15 protein-coding genes are annotated in these 17,030 nt (G+C 37.9%); 6 read left to right on the top strand and 9 right to left on the bottom strand.

All coding sequences use genetic code 11. The features are described from left to right. Window positions 1-41: 41 nt before the first annotated feature. Entirely contained in the window at window positions 42-485 is a 444-nt protein-coding gene (locus ACTQ5J_RS00525; protein WP_441750012.1) for a DUF1307 domain-containing protein, read from the top strand. Between the two features lie 79 nt (window positions 486-564). Here ACTQ5J_RS00525 and ACTQ5J_RS00520 read toward each other — a convergent pair whose 3' ends face one another. The 4 genes from ACTQ5J_RS00520 to ACTQ5J_RS00505 are packed head-to-tail and all read right to left on the bottom strand — an operon-like array spanning window position 565 to window position 6,233. Further along, the gene (locus ACTQ5J_RS00520) at window positions 565-2,316 is read right to left on the bottom strand and encodes an ABC transporter ATP-binding protein (protein ID WP_441750011.1); all 1,752 of its coding nucleotides are present in this window, start codon (window positions 2,314-2,316) and stop codon (window positions 565-567) included. A gap of 1 nt (window position 2,317) precedes the next feature. Then, window positions 2,318-4,075, bottom strand: coding sequence for an ABC transporter ATP-binding protein (locus tag ACTQ5J_RS00515; protein ID WP_441750010.1), 1,758 nt, complete (start codon window positions 4,073-4,075; stop codon window positions 2,318-2,320). 39 nt (window positions 4,076-4,114) lie between these two features. Then, window positions 4,115-5,326 (bottom strand): A/G-specific adenine glycosylase, encoded by a 1,212-nt coding sequence (gene mutY / locus ACTQ5J_RS00510; RefSeq protein ID WP_441750009.1) that lies wholly within the window; start codon window positions 5,324-5,326, stop codon window positions 4,115-4,117. Window positions 5,327-5,354: 28 nt separating this feature from the next. Then, on the bottom strand, window positions 5,355-6,233 hold the full coding sequence (locus ACTQ5J_RS00505; RefSeq protein ID WP_441750008.1) for a RecX family transcriptional regulator: 879 nt from the start codon (window positions 6,231-6,233) through the stop codon (window positions 5,355-5,357). 340 nt (window positions 6,234-6,573) lie between these two features. On the opposite strand from ACTQ5J_RS00505, the gene ACTQ5J_RS00500 reads away from it, so the two are divergent. Genes ACTQ5J_RS00500 through ACTQ5J_RS00485 form a run of 4 tightly spaced genes read left to right on the top strand, consistent with a single transcriptional unit; the run spans window position 6,574 to window position 8,822 of the window. Further along, window positions 6,574-7,344: a threonine/serine ThrE exporter family protein gene (locus tag ACTQ5J_RS00500; protein WP_441750007.1), complete on the top strand. Its 771-nt coding sequence runs from the start codon at window positions 6,574-6,576 to the stop codon at window positions 7,342-7,344. A 1-nt stretch (window position 7,345) separates the two neighbouring features. Then, window positions 7,346-7,798 carry a threonine/serine exporter family protein gene (locus ACTQ5J_RS00495; protein WP_441750006.1) on the top strand — a complete coding sequence of 151 codons (453 nt, stop codon included), beginning with the start codon at window positions 7,346-7,348 and terminating at the stop codon, window positions 7,796-7,798. 40 nt (window positions 7,799-7,838) lie between these two features. Continuing rightward, complete coding sequence (locus ACTQ5J_RS00490) at window positions 7,839-8,078, top strand: DUF1858 domain-containing protein (RefSeq protein WP_441750005.1); 240 nt, start codon at window positions 7,839-7,841, stop codon at window positions 8,076-8,078. A 57-nt stretch (window positions 8,079-8,135) separates the two neighbouring features. Further along, on the top strand, window positions 8,136-8,822 hold the full coding sequence (locus ACTQ5J_RS00485) for a YjjG family noncanonical pyrimidine nucleotidase (protein WP_441750004.1): 687 nt from the start codon (window positions 8,136-8,138) through the stop codon (window positions 8,820-8,822). A gap of 110 nt (window positions 8,823-8,932) precedes the next feature. Here ACTQ5J_RS00485 and ACTQ5J_RS00480 read toward each other — a convergent pair whose 3' ends face one another. Next, the gene (locus ACTQ5J_RS00480) at window positions 8,933-10,255 is read right to left on the bottom strand and encodes a nucleotide sugar dehydrogenase (protein WP_441750003.1); all 1,323 of its coding nucleotides are present in this window, start codon (window positions 10,253-10,255) and stop codon (window positions 8,933-8,935) included. A 168-nt stretch (window positions 10,256-10,423) separates the two neighbouring features. Here ACTQ5J_RS00480 and ACTQ5J_RS00475 point away from each other — a divergent pair, with 168 nt between their 5' ends. Beyond that, window positions 10,424-11,806 (top strand): metallophosphoesterase, encoded by a 1,383-nt coding sequence (locus ACTQ5J_RS00475; protein ID WP_441750001.1) that lies wholly within the window; start codon window positions 10,424-10,426, stop codon window positions 11,804-11,806. Window positions 11,807-12,350: 544 nt separating this feature from the next. Here ACTQ5J_RS00475 and ACTQ5J_RS00470 read toward each other — a convergent pair. From ACTQ5J_RS00470 to ACTQ5J_RS00455, 4 genes are read right to left on the bottom strand one after another with little or no spacing between them, the layout of a single operon-like run. Next, a complete protein-coding gene (locus ACTQ5J_RS00470; RefSeq protein ID WP_441749999.1) occupies window positions 12,351-13,118 on the bottom strand; it encodes a glycosyltransferase family 2 protein in 768 nt (255 codons plus the stop codon). 28 nt (window positions 13,119-13,146) lie between these two features. Next, on the bottom strand, window positions 13,147-14,220 hold the full coding sequence (locus ACTQ5J_RS00465) for a hypothetical protein (RefSeq protein ID WP_441749998.1): 1,074 nt from the start codon (window positions 14,218-14,220) through the stop codon (window positions 13,147-13,149). Next, the gene (locus tag ACTQ5J_RS00460) at window positions 14,217-15,566 is read right to left on the bottom strand and encodes an O-antigen ligase family protein (protein ID WP_441749997.1); all 1,350 of its coding nucleotides are present in this window, start codon (window positions 15,564-15,566) and stop codon (window positions 14,217-14,219) included. The genes ACTQ5J_RS00465 and ACTQ5J_RS00460 overlap by 4 nt, the downstream gene beginning before the upstream one ends. 25 nt (window positions 15,567-15,591) lie before the next feature. After that, window positions 15,592-16,998 carry a lipopolysaccharide biosynthesis protein gene (locus ACTQ5J_RS00455; RefSeq protein WP_441749996.1) on the bottom strand — a complete coding sequence of 469 codons (1,407 nt, stop codon included), beginning with the start codon at window positions 16,996-16,998 and terminating at the stop codon, window positions 15,592-15,594. Between the last annotated feature and the right edge of the window lie 32 nt (window positions 16,999-17,030).

Genomic DNA, 17,030 nt, shown 5'->3' with positions numbered 1-17,030 from the left:
ATAAAAAAATAAGTTTAATAAAATATGATCGGAGGTATTACATGAAAAAAATCATTTATCTCTTCCTTGCACTAATCACACTCACAGCACTTTATACACTTTGGAATGCTCGTCAATTAAAGGAAAGTCATTACATTTTAGAACAAGATACACTTACGGTGGAATTAGCCATTGAGCATCAAGCCAATAAACTGATTCACTATACAGCCATTACGAACATTCAATTTGAAGATGAGCAATATGACGAAATGGTTCACTTTGCCCAAACGGCTGAAGCCCAGTTTGAAGGTTTTTCAGGGGTCACGATGGAAACTGAAATCTTAGACAATTCGGTCGTAACCACTCAGCAACTAGTGTTTGAAGAAATGAATGCCCATGAATTAGCAGATGAACCAAATTTGGCTAACTTCACGAATGGTGTCATAAGTTTTGGCCAATTAGAACAAGCTTTGTTCCAGCAAGGGTTTAAAACGGTTGAACCTTAACTAACCATAATAAAAGCTCGCGTACCTCATCTTTTTGAGAGTACACGAGCTTTTGTGTAGTTATCGTTTGTTCATAAGGTTACTCAGCTGACTGTCTTGTTTGTTGCATGGTGTAATAGAAACCTTTCATCTGCATCAGTTCATGGTGGTTACCTTGCTCAATAATTTGACCGGCATCCATCACTAAAATTAAGTCTGATGTCTGAATCGTTGATAGACGATGCGCAATGACAAAGCTCGTACGCCCTTCCATCAAACGATTAAAGGCTTCTTGAATTAAAATCTCAGTTCTTGTATCAATCGATGAAGTGGCTTCATCTAAAATCAACATATGGGGAATCCTAACAAAAATTCTTGCGATAGCTAGTAATTGCCTTTGACCTTGAGCTAAGGAGTCTCCACCATCCGTTACTGTAGTGTCATATCCTTGTGGTAGTTGACGGATAAAGTAATCCGCGTGTGCGGCTTTAGCAGCTTCTATGACTAATTCACGCGTTGCATTTGGATAACCATAAGCAATATTCGTATGAATCGTGCCTGTTTTCAACCAGGTTTCTTGTAAAACCATACCAAACTGTCCACGAACTGATTCACGCGTAAAGTCCGTAATCGGCTGATTATCAATTAAGATTTGCCCTTGCGTTAAATCGTAAAAACGCATCAGTAAATTAATTAAAGTCGATTTACCTGCTCCAGTTGGCCCCACAATCGCTACTCTCATACCTGGTTTAACTGAAAGCGTTAAGTCTTCAATTAATGGACGATCGGCGACATAGCGGAAAGAGGCGCGATTGAAATTAATTTTCCCTTCAATTGCCTCCTCATTAACTATTGCCTTGCCAGTCTCAGCTTCATCTGGTTGATCGATAATATCAAACAAGCGATCCGCACAAGCCAATGCACTTTGTAATTCAGATAGTACACTTGAAATATCGTTGAATGGCTTCGTGTATTGATTCGCATAATTCAAGAAGGTCGTGAGTTCCCCTACGCTAAAGTTTCCATTTAAAATTCTAACGGCTCCTACAAAAGTAATCACAGCATAAATCATCGCGTTCACAAAACGAGTCGTGGGTGGACTGATCGAAGAATAAAAAATAGCCTTTTGCGAGTTTTCCATATAAGTATCATTCGCCACTTTAAATGTATCAATCATCCTATCTTGCGTATTAAATAAACGAATTAACTCACCTTGTTGAACACTTTCTTCAACTACTTGACTTTGAACTCCGCGAGTCACTGTCTGTTGTTGGAAGTATTTATAACTTCGATTCGCAATAAATCGAGCAAATAACAAAGATAGTGGCGTTAAACAAACCACTAGCCCCATCATTAATAAATCCAACTGCCCCATCGTTATAATGGTTACTAAAATAGTCAGTACTCCGACTAAAAACTGACTGAAAATCATATTAATTCCATCACTCAGTTGCTCAGCATCTGTTGAAATACGACTCACCAAGTCCCCCGTCGACTTAGTATCGATATAATTTAATGGTACCTTGTGTATCTTATTAATGACTGCTTGTCTTAAGTCTCTTACCGTTTCGTAAGTTACTTTATTATATAACAATGGATTCAGCCATTGAATAAAGGCATTCAATGCAATGATAATCGCCATTCGCCATAAGATAGGTTCTAACTGAAAAAAATCAACTTGACCTTCAGCTAGTACCTGGTTAATAGCATTCCCAATCAAAACCGGCAAGTAAACCGTCAATGCTACTTGAATAATTGCTCCAATAATTGCAATGACTAACAGATGTTTTTTAGTGATTAATTGTTTGACAAGCCTTAAGAGCGTCTCACTTTTTTTCGTTACTTGTGACATCTTAGTTCACCTCCAATACTTGTTGAGATTCATGAATCTCGCGATAAACTGGATTGCTTTCTAATAAATCGCCATGACTGGCTGCACCGATTTGACGTCCTTGATCAAGCACAATAATTCGGTCTGCTTCTTTAATACTGTGCGTTCTTTCAGACACCATGATTATCGTCATTTCTTGATATTTTTCACGCAACACTTTCTGAAAGTTTGCTTCTGTCACATAATCTAAGGCTGAAGTTGCTGCATCCAGCACTAAAATTTTGGCAGGTTTAATTAACGCACGTGCAATCGTTAGACGTTGGCGTTGACCTCCTGAGAAGTTGCGACCAAACGCTTCCACTACTGCATCCAATCCACCTTGTTTTGCCTTGACAAAGTCACTAGCTTGAGCATCGTCTAAAGCCTGCCATAATTCGTCATCGCTCGCTGTTGGGTGAGCTTGAAGTAAGTTTGAACGAATGGTCCCTTGAAACAAAGTAGCTGATTGTGGCACCACACTAATTTGCTTACGAATGGACTGTCGACTGGTCGTAGCAAATTGATCAGGATTAAAACTCACTTGTCCTTTAGTTGGGTCGTACGTTTTAGTCAATAAACTTAGTAAAGTAGACTTACCCGAACCAGTACTGCCTGTTATACCGATAAATTCACCTTGAGAAAAGCTCACATTGACTCCTTGTAAAGAGGCTTCAGCTGCATCGGGATACTTAAATGAAACATCATTAAAGACGACTGAGCTCTCCTTTGTGGCTTTAACATCTGGATTGTTTTTAATGTCTGAAGCTGTAAGAATCGGATTGTCAAAGCTTGGCGATTCTACCGAACGCTCTAAAACATCAACCACTCGATTGGCACTCGTCAAACCGCGGTTAATCTGTAAGACAAACATCGCTATTTTGACCAATTCAATTAAAATCGCCAATAAATAGTTTACGAGAGCGACTAGTTGTCCTTGTTGCAAGGTTCCTTCATTAACAAAGTGACCCCCTTGCCAAATGACTAATATCAACACACTATTAACAACGACATAAGTTAAGGGGTTCGTAAAGTTTGATAGCTTCCCAACTCTAATTTGATCGCTAGTTAACACATCGTTTTGGGTTTGAAATTGAGCTTGTTCTCTTTCTTCTTGTCTAAAAGCACGTATCACGCGGATACCTTGAATTTGTTCACGCGTTAAAGTCACCAAACGGTCCAATTCTCGACGGATTTTCGAATGAATTGGCGTTGTAATATAAATAGAACCACCAACAACGATTGTCAATAACAAAATCATTGCCACAAAATAACCTGTCATTCTTAAATCGATTTGCATGGCCATAATTAAAGAACCTAATACGATAAAAGGCGACCTTAAGAATAAACGGAAGAAAATATTAATGGCCGATTGAATTTGAAATAAATCACTGGTCATGCGCGTTACCAAACTAGCTGGTGTCAAATCATCGCGTTCAGCTTTGGGTAAATGCATAATATGCTTGAATAGGTCGTTGCCTATATTGCGTGTGATTCCAATCGCAGCTCGTGCGGAATGATACTGAGCCGTAATGGAGAACACAAAGCCAGTAAGGCCAACACCAAACATAATCGCAATATAACGTAAAATTTGGCTCACTTCTCCTGAAGGAATTGCCTCATCTATGATGATAGCCACAAACATCGGGACTGTTAGTTCAAGTAATGCTTCGATTAGCTTGAAGAAGGGACCAAAGAAACTCGATAATCGATAATCTTTGAAATACTTTAGTAGTCTTTTCATAATTCAACCTCTTATATTTTTTTGATAAGTACCATTTCCTCATAAATAATTTTCTAAAGCTAGTAGTAATTTTTGTTGCAGTGTTGAAACTGGTAAATCGCGGATTTCCTTTGGCTTTTGCCAACGCATCAATTCAGAATCAAAAGGCAATGTTTCAATACCTGTCATAATAATGGGGACCAATTGTAAATGCCAAATTCGATGACTGAATACATGCTTGACGATAGGTAGAAGTGTTGTACCTTCGACATCTCCAAAAGGCATCAGTTGCTGGTTAATTGCAAACCCTGTTTCTTCTAAATCAATCGTTTTTTCCACATCAGTTGCGTCTAATTGCTCACTCCACCAATCTTTAAAAGGTTCGACTAGTTCTTCAGCCGAAGCAGCTTCCATCACAAGAGTTTGTTCAATCATTGGAAAATGCCATAAGCCCGTCAACAATTCGCCCTCTTCATGCTTACGCACAAGCCAATCTCCTTGGCTGTCCTGTACGATATAGGCCAACAATTGATGTTGAGTCGCTTTCGTTTTTTTCTTTTTTACTGGATAAAGATGAGCCGTCCCATTTTGATAAGATTGATCAAATGCTTTTAAAGGATTCGCTTCTGGAGTTAGATTAGCTGGCGTCATAATTGTTGCACCTAAATCCATCAAAGCTTGATTAAAATCTCCAGGTCTGTTTGAATCGATTAATTGATAGAGAATTGCCGCAAACAACTTGCGTGATTTTACTTGCGCAATGTCAGCTTCTAATTCAAATAGTCGTGCAGTGACTCGCATCAAGTTACCATCAATCGCTGGTTCAACTAAACCAAAGGCGATACTTCCGATTGCAGCTGCTGTATAAGGTCCGATTCCTTTTAAAGTCAATAATTCTTTCATAGTACGTGGCATTTCGCCATGGAAGTTTTCCATAACTTGTTTAGCAGCAACTTGCATATTACGGACACGTGAGTAGTAACCTAACCCTTGCCAGAGACTTAATAATACGTCCTCATCCGCTTGCGCTAAGTCTTGAATAGTTGGTAAAGTCTCAATAAAGCGTTCATAATATGGAATGACCGTGATTACTTGTGTTTGTTGCAACATAATTTCACTTACCCAAATTTTATAAGGATCATTGGTATTACGCCATGGTAAGTCACGTTTAGTCGCATCATACCAACTTAATAATGTTTGTTTAAATTCTTGAATTTTGTCTGGTGACCAGTCAATAGGATACAGTGCTGGGTCTCCTTGTATATACGTCAAAATATTCACTCTTTCTAGTCTAACTTGCTTATTTACCTGACTTCTCCCACAATTCAGCGTGATCTTCCAGCCAATAATTAATAGCTTCAAAATCAAAACCTTTACGGTACAGGCCTTCTTTTACTTTATTACGTAAATCATAGCCCGAATATTTTTTCTGGCGAGTTCTCACTAATTTTTCTGCTGTTTTATTTAATAAATCGTCTTGATGATCCTGCGAATAATCAAAGTCTAATTGGTCCATTTCTTGTTTAATTAGATCACTATCAAATCCCTTAATCAGTAAATGTTCAAACAATTTATTCTTCAACATCTTAAATGGCACATTCTTTTTGGTACGAATATATTTCTGTGCTAGATGCTGAATGTTTTCGATCTGTTGATCCATTGGATATTCTTCTAAAGCTTGCAGTATTTCTTGTTCCGTTAAGCCTTTTCGAATCAACTCTTGATAAATGGTTGAGGGGCCTTTACGATTAATTAAAGCACTCGTTCTCACATAACTTTGACCATAAACTAAGTCATTTAAATATTGTTGACCTAGCAAACGTTCAATAATATCACTAATGAGTGAGTCATCGATTGTTGCGACTTCTCCCAAACCTTCTTTTCCGGTTTCTGAGCGTAATTCTTCTTCATTTAAAGCCGGTATTTTGGCTAGATAATCCCGCATTTCTTTAATGGTACGTAAACCATAAGATATATAGTGAATCGCTTTAGAATAGACTTTCTGATGATATTCAGCTTCTCTTATTTCTGCCAGTAATTCTTCTGATACTTCTTGACCTTTATGCAAGGAAAAATGAATTAATACTGCTTCATCAATTCCTAATAAAAACTGATCATCAACGAATAGTGAATAACGTTGCTTATCTTTCTTCTGTCTTTCGATTTTTGAAATAATCATCCTTAATGTCCTTTCTTAAAAGATAAATATTTGTTTAGAATACTTGTTATTATACAAACGATAAGTTAAAGTCAACGGTTTATCCAGAGTAAAGACTCTGAACATCTTTTTTATAACTTGAGCATTTATTTTAATTCTTTCATAGTCATCTTGATTAATAAAAGACAGGAACGGTTTAAATTAACTTTCTGGACTTCTCTATTATAGGTCATCTTTTTCTGCTTGAATCAGCTGTCTTGGCAATGGTTTAGTTAAAAATCATTAGTCCTAAGTACTCTATTATGTTACCATTAGTTTGCAACTAACCCAACTAGAAAATAATGCAATTTGAGGTGTTAAATTGAAGAGAGAATATAAAAAAACAGCTGAAGTCGCTGCCTTGGCTGGCAGAATTATGCTGGAGTCTCATGCTGAGAGCTATCGTGTCGAAGATACAACTCGGCGAATATTGCAAACAAGCGGTTTAAATATTACAGAAGTGATTGCCTATACCACCGGTTTATTCATCACCTTAGATGATACCTCACCTGATGTCGAACCGATCACTCTAGTTCGCCGTGTAAGTGAAAGAGGGAATCATTTGAGAAAAATTTACCGCGTTAATAACATTTCGCGTCAGCTAACAACAAATGAAATCACCCTTGAAGAAGCTCGCAATCGTCTCATGGTTGTCGATGAAGAAGAATATACGGTCTACAGTATGGATATGGCTACCATTTTATTGGTGGTCGCCTTTACAGTTCTACTTGGTGGCAACATTTGGGAGACACTCATTTCAGTCATCGCTGGTATTATCGTTGCGCTATCTAGAATCGGTAAAGAACAGATTGGTATGAACGAGTTTGTCTATGGTATTTTTTCTACGTCCATTACTGCCTTTGTCATTACAAGTATCATTCAATCGATTCCCTACGATTTATCCAGTGATGTCATTATCATTGCAGCTTTGATGCCTTTATATCCTGGAACAGCTTTTACCAATGCAATTCGTGACATGTTAAAAGGCGATTATAACTCGGGTGTTGCCAGAATTGCAGATGCCTTAGTGGTCGCCTTGAGTTTAGCCTTAGGGGTCGCATTAGGCTTGTACTTAGCAAGGGTGGTGTTCTAAGATGGGCTTCATTATTCAAGTGCTTGGTGCCTATGTGGCCACAATCACAGCAGCCATCACTGTTGAAGCACCTAAGTCTTTAATCTTTAAAACTGGGATTCCTGGTGCTGCTGGTTATGTTATTTACCTACTAACTCTTGATCGTATCGGTGCTGTCTTAGCGACATTTTTCGCCAGTTTATTAATTGCAATTTTAGGACAGGCATCCGCTCGACACTACAAAGCACCTGTCACTATCTTTTATATTCCAGCCTTCTTTCCCTTAGTGCCTGGGTCTGCAATGTATCGGACTGCCTTCCATTTCATTAATAATGATGTCGATCTGGCAGCGATGAGCTTTGTTCAAGCAATTTTAACCGCCGGTGCAATCGCACTAGGTATTTACCTTGTTGATTCCTTCTTGGAAATCCTAACTTATTTACAAAATAAAACAAGCATAAAAAAATTAAAGTAAACATGAGCAATTATTAACGAAATGAGAGGGAGAAAACGATTTGAAGCAAGAAATAGATCTAAATCAAGTAGTCTATGAAGTTGTGAAGACAAATCCTGAAGTCATTGATTTGTTAGTTGAATTAGGTTTCAAACCTTTGAAAAACCCAGTGATGTTAAATTCCATTGGACGTACAACCACAATTAGACAAGGGGCTAAATTAATCGGTCTTTCTTTAGATGAAATCAAAAAGAATTTAGAATGGAATGGCTACACAATTAAAGACGATTCAGCCAACTAATTGTCATGACTTTATATAATACTGCCGCAATGTGATAAGAAAATACAGGAGATGACTATGTACCAGAACATTTTACTAGATCTTGACGATACAATTTTAGACTTTGGTGCCAGTGAGACCTTCGCCTTTCAGAAAGTCGCAGAGACTCTCGGGGTGACTTATAATCCAACTTTATTAAATGATTATAAGCGATACAATCAAGACCTCTGGTTACAAATTGAAAAGAACACCTTAAGTAAAGCGGATTTAATCGATCAACGCTTTCCCGGATTTTTCAGTCGTTATGGCTTGAGCAATTTATCCGGCCGTGAGATTGATGAGCAATTTCGCGCTTACTTAGCTGATGGTGGCCATATTATTCCTGGCGCTCGTCAATTGTTAATTGACTTAAAAGCCACTGGTCGTAACATTTACGCGGCCTCTAACGGTATTTATAACACGCAAATTAACCGCTTGGAACAAGCGGGTTTAATCGAATACTTTGATGATTTATTTATCTCTGAAAAGATTGGCTATAATAAACCCCATATTGGCTTTTTCGATCATGCCTTTCAAGCCATCGGTTCTCAAGCCAAACAATCGAGTCTAATGGTTGGCGATAGTTTGACATCCGATATCAAAGGGGCGAATGCTGCTAAAATTCCAGCTGTTTGGTTTAATCCTAAAGGTCTAAGTGCTCCAAATGAATTGATAATTAACTATGAAATTTCTAACCTGGAGCAGTTATACCCCATTATCGATTGATAGAAAGCTAAGTTATTCATAAGAGCCTCAGTTACACCAGCAGATTTAAAGTTCTATTTTGAAAAAAAACGTTACTCCTCTAAATAAGTGGGTAACGTTTTTTTTATCTTTTATAATCTCCAGAAGTGATAGCCTTTTTCAGTAAATGCTTGGCTATCGAGAATGCTTTTAATATCAATTAAGACACGTTCCTTATTTGGCAAAGCTGGGTTGAACAAGGCTTCAATCGCTTCAACAGACAAAGCTTTAAATTCCTCATGTCCAACTGCTAAGACCACACAATCCACATCTTTTATTTTATCGAACTGCGATAAAGTCACGCCATACTCTTTCATTGCGTCATCATGGGATGCCCATGGGTCCACAATTTCCGGCTGAATATCATATTCGGCTAAGCGTTTTAAGATGTCGCTGACTTTCGAGTTACGCGTATCAGGGGTGTTCTCTTTAAATGTTAAGCCAAGAACCACCACTTTGGCATCAATCACTTTCTTGCCCGTTGTAATCAGACCTTTGATGATTTTATCCGCAATAAACTCACCCATATCGTCATTAATTTGACGACCAGATTTGATAATTTGGCTATGATACCCTAAGTTTTCCGCTTCATAAACGAAATAGTATGGATCTACGCCGATACAATGTCCGCCTACTAAGCCTGGTGTAAAGCCGAGTGCATTCCACTTCGTATTCATCGCGTCAATCACGTCTTGAGAATCAATCCCCATACGGTCAAAGACTAAAGCCAATTCATTCATAAAGGCAATGTTGATATCACGTTGGCTATTCTCAACTACCTTAGCGGCTTCGGCTACTTTAATACTTGGTGCTCTATGAACACCGGCATTAATGACTAACTCGTAAACTCTAGCAATATCTTCCAAAGCTTCCGGGGTTGTCGCTGAAACTATTTTTGTAATATTCTCTAAAGTATGTACTTTATCTCCTGGATTAATCCGTTCGGGTGAGTAACCTACAGAGAAGTCGATTCCGTGTTTAAGCCCAGATTCTTCTTCAAGAATGGGAATACAGACTTCTTCAGTCACTCCGGGGTAAACCGTAGATTCATAAACAACAATGGATCCTTTACTCAAGTTTTTTCCAATCGTACGTGTTGCACTTTCAACCGGATTTAAGTTTGGTGTTTTATCTTGATTAATCGGTGTCGGCACAGCCACAATGTGAAACTGCGCTTCTTTCAAACGACTAGCGTCACTTGTAAAATCAAGGGTCGTTTCTTTAATCGCATCATCGCCGACTTCCATCGTCGGGTCAATCCCTTGATGATATAAATCAATTTTCGCTTCATTATTATCAAAACCAATTGTATCAACGACTTTAGCAAAAGCCACAGCAATCGGCATACCGACATAGCCAAGTCCAATTATTGATAATTTGGCTTCGCGGTTTAAAATTCTTGTATATAAACTCATTATCATTCTCCTCTGAGGGTCGTGGTTTCGCTTAATAAACTCTCTATCGAATTATATCAGAAAATAGCTTAATGACAAAATTGCTCAGTTTGTGATAAAATCCAGATACTTCTTGACCTTCCGCAAGGTCATTAACACGTGAATCTAATGATCAAAAAGGATGATTTAATGACCAAAAACATACATAAGCAACTAAATAAAATTTTACGTAAATTATCTTCACTTGGACGCCTTAAAGTTATCGGTTTGTTTGCCTATTTGACCGTATTTTTAGGCTGGCAGCCACAAGTAATTCCTGTTCAGGCTGAAACGAGTGACGCTGTCTCGACTATTTGGGTCATCACTGATATTCACCATTTCTCACCGATACTCTTTGATCATGGTAGTAAGTTTGAAGAAATGCAAGCGAGCGCAGGCGGTTTGGACTTGCGCTATGGCCTCGAAAGGCTCAATGCTTTAGTGAGGCAAGTCGAACAAGAGACGCCAACTGTCTTACTTGTTACTGGTGATTTGACTTTAAACGGTGAATTACAAAGTATGCTCGAATTAGCCGAAGCCTTTGAAAAAATTGAAACAGCTGGTACGCAAGTCTTTGTAGTTCCAGGCAATCACGATATCAGTAACCCATGGGCATCAAGTTTTAAAGGCGCGGATACCATTCGTGTCGCGCAAACTTTACCAGATGACTTTCGACAACTTTTTGCCAATTACGGCTATTCGCAAGCAATATCGAAAGATTCAGCAAGCTTGAGTTACATGGCAGAATTATCAAATCAATGGCAGCTATTTATGCTGGATTCTAATGTCTACTCAAACACTTCAGGCCTATACGCGCCCAAGTCACACGGCCGGTTGGCAAATAAAACGCTCGATTGGCTGGATAAAGAATTAAATATTCATCAAGCCAGCGATAAACACGCCTTAGTCGTCGTTCACCATAACAGTCTGGTACATTTTCCATCACTCAATCAAGGCTACACACTTGATAATGCGACCAATCTACAAGCCCTGTTAGAAAAATTTAAACTGCCAATAACTTTAAGTGGTCACATTCATGCCCAGCATATTGCCCAAGAAACTCTGTCAGACGATTTTACCCTGACAGATATCGCGACGGGTGCCTTCGGTCTCTATCCTAACCGGATCGGTGTCATCACTCTCAGTAAGCAATCCATTCACTATCACGCGAGCGAATTAGACATGGCGAGCTGGGTTCAACAGACTCAACAGACTGACCCAAACTTATTGAATTACAATACCTATTCGCAAAACTTATTGACCGCTTCCTCTCGTCTCGTGGCAGAGCGCGAAATCATCGCTCACCATGCTTACAGCCCACAAGAAGCTGAGGCCGTCATTGAATTGTTCAGCCAAATGAATCAAGCCACTTTTAGCGGCGACCTAAATTCACAGTGGCCGACTCTAATCAAAGCCCACGAAGAGTTGATCAGTAACCTAAGTAACTATGGTAACGAATTTTTTAATGCCTACCTCCAAGACATCATCAACTTGCAAGAAGAAGAACACCAAACAATAGATATCACTTGGTGAATCACGTTGAGAATAGTCTTCCAACCACTTGATGATAGAAGAATTGGAAGACCTAATTGAAATTTGTTAATAGCTTTTACTGTTTATCGCTCTACTTAGCCTTTCGTCGATCATGATTGTTAGTTGTTGTAAGTCGAACAATTGAACTTATTAAACCACTCACTTTAATCGCTTTAATTAACAAACAAAAGATGTCTTTTTACTTTAGAATTTTAATATAGAAGTTGTTGTTTTGAATTAAAAGTGTTGGCAATTGGAAACAGGACGTGACTTTTCGATGACACTTCCCTTAAGACTTCGAGAAACACGTGTCATGAGGTGACACGACGACTTTCGAATTAGGGGTTAATAATGAATCAGTGATCTGTTACATTGCAATGATTGTCAGCTGCAATACGACCCTTTGAATGACAAAAAGAGTGCAACGCATAAATAAACAATCTTCATACAATGAGCAGTTCCAATACAAAAAAACCGCTTTTCTTATCAGTAGCAAATACACTATCTAGCGTATTAACTGTTCTAATAAGAAGAGCGGTATTTTTTATAAGCGTCTTAAGATAGCTTGTAAGACATAATGTCCAAAGTAGTATGAGGCTTTGATTAAAGATAAGCCTTCTAAATTATAGTAAGTATTCCACGTACGTTTCAATGCGCCAACTCGGTCACTAGAGATTGACCCTTCTACTTGACGATAATAGTTTAAGACTTTGTCCAAACCATAAGCTGTTAGATTGCGCTCACGCATCAACATCAACCAAGTAGCTGTGTCTTGTCCCTTACGCACAAGTGGCATATTGAAACTTCCTACGTGCAATCGGTCGATGACAACCGTTGAACAAGCAATTGCGGTATTTTTTAATAGACCTGAATAAGTAAGTTTTAAAGGCAACTTGACCGCTTCTTTTAAAATTTCGCCTGTTTCATTCACTAAAGCAAAGTTTGTATAGCTAAAGTGAACGGCTTGGCTTTTCATAAAATCCAATTGATCAGCTAATTTAGTCTCGCTCCAGCAATCATCGCTGTCAATAAAAGCGATGAATTGGCCTTTGGCAGCTTCAAGACCTGTATTTCTTGCAACAGCCGCCCCGCTATTTTCTTTCAGATTAATTAATCTAATACGTTTATCTTTGTTTACATATTCTTCGACTATCGCTTGACTTGAATCTTGGCTACAATCGTTGACTAATAATAACTCCCAGTTTTGGTAAGTTTGTTTCAGGACACTTTCAATTGTCTCAGCGATAAAACGCTCTGCATTATAAACCGGTGTGACAACTGAAACTAAATCTAATTGTAATTCTTCTTGCATCTTCACACTACCTTCGCTTATATCGACTTTAAATAATATGGATAATTTTTATTGGTACATTATATAAGCCTGCCAAAATTGCTTGCTCACGGTACCATACTTTATCTGTATGATTGCTATGCACTAAAATAACGATTTCTTCGGGTCTCGACTCAATCTCTGCTAATTCTTGCAATGTATTCAAGATTAGCAAGCCTTTATACTCTTCTTCAACTAAAACCGGTTGTAAAATTGCCTCGGCACTTGTTTGAGATAAGACCACGCGATTTTTCTTTACCGGCACTCGGATAAACTCTTGTAAAGTAGAGGTATTGTCATTGTCTGTTTGATATAACAAATGATAATCTTCTACAGACCAAGCATAATCAAAGCCATAAGTAATTTTCTTTTTACTTAATCTCCATAAGAAACTCAAACCGATCGTAGCAATGGTACCTACAATTAAGCCAGCAATAGCATACACAATGTACGAGGGTGTACTAGGACTCTTAAATGGATTTAACGTTTCTGGATTAGCTAATGTTTCATATATTTCAAAAGGAAGTAACTCCTTAGAAATTGGTTCGGTAATAATAGAAATCGTGCTATTTCTTAAAAAGGGAATGTCTCCAGAAGTTAAGATATCCGCGTAAGCTTGAGCAATTGCCAAGTTTTCTTCTGATGTTTTACCCACTAAAAATCGTAAAGTGAATATATTACTACTTGAATCACGAATGGAAGCCAAACCACCTCGGAAGCCACTTGTTTTGTATAATTTTAAGGCAATTTCTGATTCTCGCCATTGGTGGAATTCGATGCCAGTTGCTTCCTCTACTTGTTTAATTACTTGAGCATTACTGAAATACTCATCAAAAATATGGCTATTTGTATAGACAGTGCCATCTTCCAACGTCACAATCATCTCTAAAGATGCTGGTGTTTGTGCGTAAACCTCACTTAAATAATGAGTCGCTTCTTCTTGCCCTTCTTCAACAAATATGTTGGCTGAATAATAACGTCCGCCAACAGCTAGTATTGCAACAGCAATGGCTCCTAGCAAAATTCTCAAACTGTAATCTTTAATAAAACGCCATAATTCTTGTAATATAGTTAATAAGCTCATCGATATACCTTCTCTTTCAAATAATTTAATGAGTCCTTAGACTTATTGAACCTTGCTTTTTTCTTAGCCTGATTCTGTCTAGCATCACATACTTTTACGAAACTAATAATTAAGCCAAAGAATAACCAATGCCACTCAATTAACATATTGTTTGCACTTGTAATACTTGCAAAAATAAAAATCACCATAAAACTATATAATGCATGGGCAGTTCTACCAACAGCATGACTTGATTGATTAGCGATTTGTAACAAGCGAATCAGCAGTAAGCTATAAGCTAGCACATAGACAAAAAATGCAAGCAAACCATGTCCAACTAGAATCTCCAACCACCAGTTGTGCATATTGGTAATTAGTTGTTGACCGTTGGTTGTCCAGAATGCATTCTCCAACATCCAATGTTCAATGTTTCCTAGCCCTACACCAAAACCAGCCGTTTGTCCTAGAAAAATCAGTCCATTGCGCCATAAATTCATTCGAATCGTGTCACCCGATAATTCATTCAGGTGACCTCCGAAATAAAAGAGTGAGGTTACTTTATTAATTAAAGAAGGTCGCATCATCACAAGACTAAATACTCCAGCGAGGCCAATTGCGATACCGGCCCCGTAATGCTTTGCTTTTAAATCTAAACGAATATAACTTAAAGTATGTAAACCTAAGAACAGTAATAAACATATTAATGATAGCCTTGAACCACTTCGGTAAACAAGATAGCTTGCTGCTAAAAAACTAGTTGCATAAAGGATTCGGTGCCAATTCGATTGGCTGAAATAATACATGATTAAACATAAGGCCAGATAAGCAAGTAATAATGTCGCAAAATCATTTTGATTTTCAAATGTTGTTATTGGTATTCGTGTCATCGGTTGCGAACTAAAGGTCCGGTATTTATCTAGTTTAGCGACATTCGCAAATAAATAAATATTTGTCACAATTTCAAAATAACCCCAGATGACTAGGCCAGTGACACTGACCCACGCACCCGTTATTAATCTCTTCCACATTCTTAAATCACTCACCCAAGCATATAAGGCAATGATACTCGACATACCAATCGACATTAGAAAGAGATGTTGGAACCACCCTTTTAAATTAGTCGCCCAAAGTACAGATGAAAAGGCCAAGAACCACCAAATTAAGAAGCAAACTAAAACGTTCGTTGCTGTATTAGCCGTAGCGATTTTCAACTGCTGACGCGCTCGAGTGACTTGGTAGACTAACAGTGGGATGGTCGACAAAGCGAACAATCGATAAATCGTTAACTGAGCGACCGGTGTGGGTATTGCTAAAATTTCTGTTCCCAAGAAAATACTGCAGACCAGAATTAATAGATATAGATACATTTAATGGTCCGTCCTTTCTAAGGTGTTATGAAAAATCCCAATTGTCAGGATTTTGCTTAATTTCGATTGCATCTTTAACAGTTGACCATTGGATCACTAAACACATTAGACCGATAGCCAATGTAATCAGAGTGCGATAAGACATATCAAATGCATTCAAACCTGCTGCAACAGTCATTAAACAGACAGTCAAAATTTGTTTACGTTGGCTAAAGCCAAAACCCGTTCGATTAGAAAAGTATGTTCGGGCTAAATAAAAGATAATATAAGCTCCACATGATGCAAAAGCCGCTCCTCTTGCGCCCAAGTCTGGTGTAAGTAAATAGTTAATTAACACACTTGGAATTAATGCTGCCACACTTACAAAAATATTCAAGTAGGTTTTACGTGAAAAGACAATTCCTAAAGTAGTTGTTTCAGATAAAGCATACATAATATGTGGGAAGCTCAACAACCCTAATAAATACTTAGACCCATCATAGCCAATGAATAACATGACAAACGGTCTAAATAATAGTAGGCCAAAGAATAAAGCAGTCAGAATAAACAGCAACGCATCACTGATGAATTTAAAATGCTTCATTTCTTTTTTTTCTTCATACCAACGATAAGCAGTGGGTACCCAAAAACTAGCAAAAGCTGTTTTTAGAATTCCGATAATATTGACTATTTTCATTGCACCACCATAGATTCCTAACTCACTTAAGGTACTATAGTTTCTTAACATGGTCGTATCAACTGAATTCAAAACTGAATTCAATGAAGCTGACAGCATTAAAGGAATACCGAATAATATCATTGTCTTTATTAATTTTGGTTCAAGTGTAAATGTTTTAATATCAAAAAAAACTCGGTAACGCCAGAATAGAAAAGCATCTCCTATCAGTTGTCCAAATATTAAACCGAAAACAACGACTCTAAAATCACGCATGCCAATTAAAATTAAACCAACTGAAACAAGGAACACATTAATTTTTAACAGCAAGGTGTACTTAGAATATTCGAGCGCTTTTTCTTCCATTCGAATCGTTAATAATAAGAAGCGTTCTAATACAGTGGCTAATACCCAGATGCCACTTAGCCAAACGATGTAACTATAATCCGGACTAGCAAACAGCCAATTGGAAATCGGTTGTGAAAAAATAATTGCGACAATAAACATTAGAATACCAACAATCATTGGCAGTAAAGCCGCCTGTTGCATTAAGTTTCGTTTGTCTTTAGCTTGGTTATACTCTCTTGTATAACTTTGATCCAGACCTATATATATAAAGTTAGGTATATTGACAATCAAAGTGCTAAACAATGTCGAGATACCATATTCAGCTTCTGACAGTAACATCGTCAAAATTGGGATTTGAATTAGCGAAATGACAGCGCCAAAAACCGGTCCCATACTAAAGCCCATTAATCGTTTTAAAAAATGTTTCATGCAAATCTCCTGTCTTCCATTGCTTCCGAAAG

Source organism: Fundicoccus sp. Sow4_F4 (assembly GCF_052116145.1).
GTDB lineage: Bacteria > Bacillota > Bacilli > Lactobacillales > Aerococcaceae > Fundicoccus.
This window is presented reverse-complemented; position numbering and strand designations above follow the sequence as displayed.

What these genes read in the sequence shown, in the direction of transcription:
- ACTQ5J_RS00480 (WP_441750003.1), bottom strand. Translation starts at nt 10,255, where the DNA reads ATGAGTTTATATACAAGAATTTTAAACCGCGAAGCCAAATTATCAATA.
- ACTQ5J_RS00470 (WP_441749999.1), bottom strand. Translation starts at nt 13,118, where the DNA reads ATGCAAGAAGAATTACAATTAGATTTAGTTTCAGTTGTCACACCGGTT.
- ACTQ5J_RS00495 (WP_441750006.1), top strand. Translation starts at nt 7,346, where the DNA reads ATGGGCTTCATTATTCAAGTGCTTGGTGCCTATGTGGCCACAATCACA.
- ACTQ5J_RS00460 (WP_441749997.1), bottom strand. Translation starts at nt 15,566, where the DNA reads ATGTATCTATATCTATTAATTCTGGTCTGCAGTATTTTCTTGGGAACA.
- ACTQ5J_RS00485 (WP_441750004.1), top strand. Translation starts at nt 8,136, where the DNA reads ATGTACCAGAACATTTTACTAGATCTTGACGATACAATTTTAGACTTT.
- ACTQ5J_RS00455 (WP_441749996.1), bottom strand. Translation starts at nt 16,998, where the DNA reads ATGAAACATTTTTTAAAACGATTAATGGGCTTTAGTATGGGACCGGTT.
- ACTQ5J_RS00475 (WP_441750001.1), top strand. Translation starts at nt 10,424, where the DNA reads ATGACCAAAAACATACATAAGCAACTAAATAAAATTTTACGTAAATTA.
- ACTQ5J_RS00505 (WP_441750008.1), bottom strand. Translation starts at nt 6,233, where the DNA reads ATGATTATTTCAAAAATCGAAAGACAGAAGAAAGATAAGCAACGTTAT.
- ACTQ5J_RS00515 (WP_441750010.1), bottom strand. Translation starts at nt 4,075, where the DNA reads ATGAAAAGACTACTAAAGTATTTCAAAGATTATCGATTATCGAGTTTC.
- ACTQ5J_RS00520 (WP_441750011.1), bottom strand. Translation starts at nt 2,316, where the DNA reads ATGTCACAAGTAACGAAAAAAAGTGAGACGCTCTTAAGGCTTGTCAAA.
- ACTQ5J_RS00525 (WP_441750012.1), top strand. Translation starts at nt 42, where the DNA reads ATGAAAAAAATCATTTATCTCTTCCTTGCACTAATCACACTCACAGCA.
- ACTQ5J_RS00465 (WP_441749998.1), bottom strand. Translation starts at nt 14,220, where the DNA reads ATGAGCTTATTAACTATATTACAAGAATTATGGCGTTTTATTAAAGAT.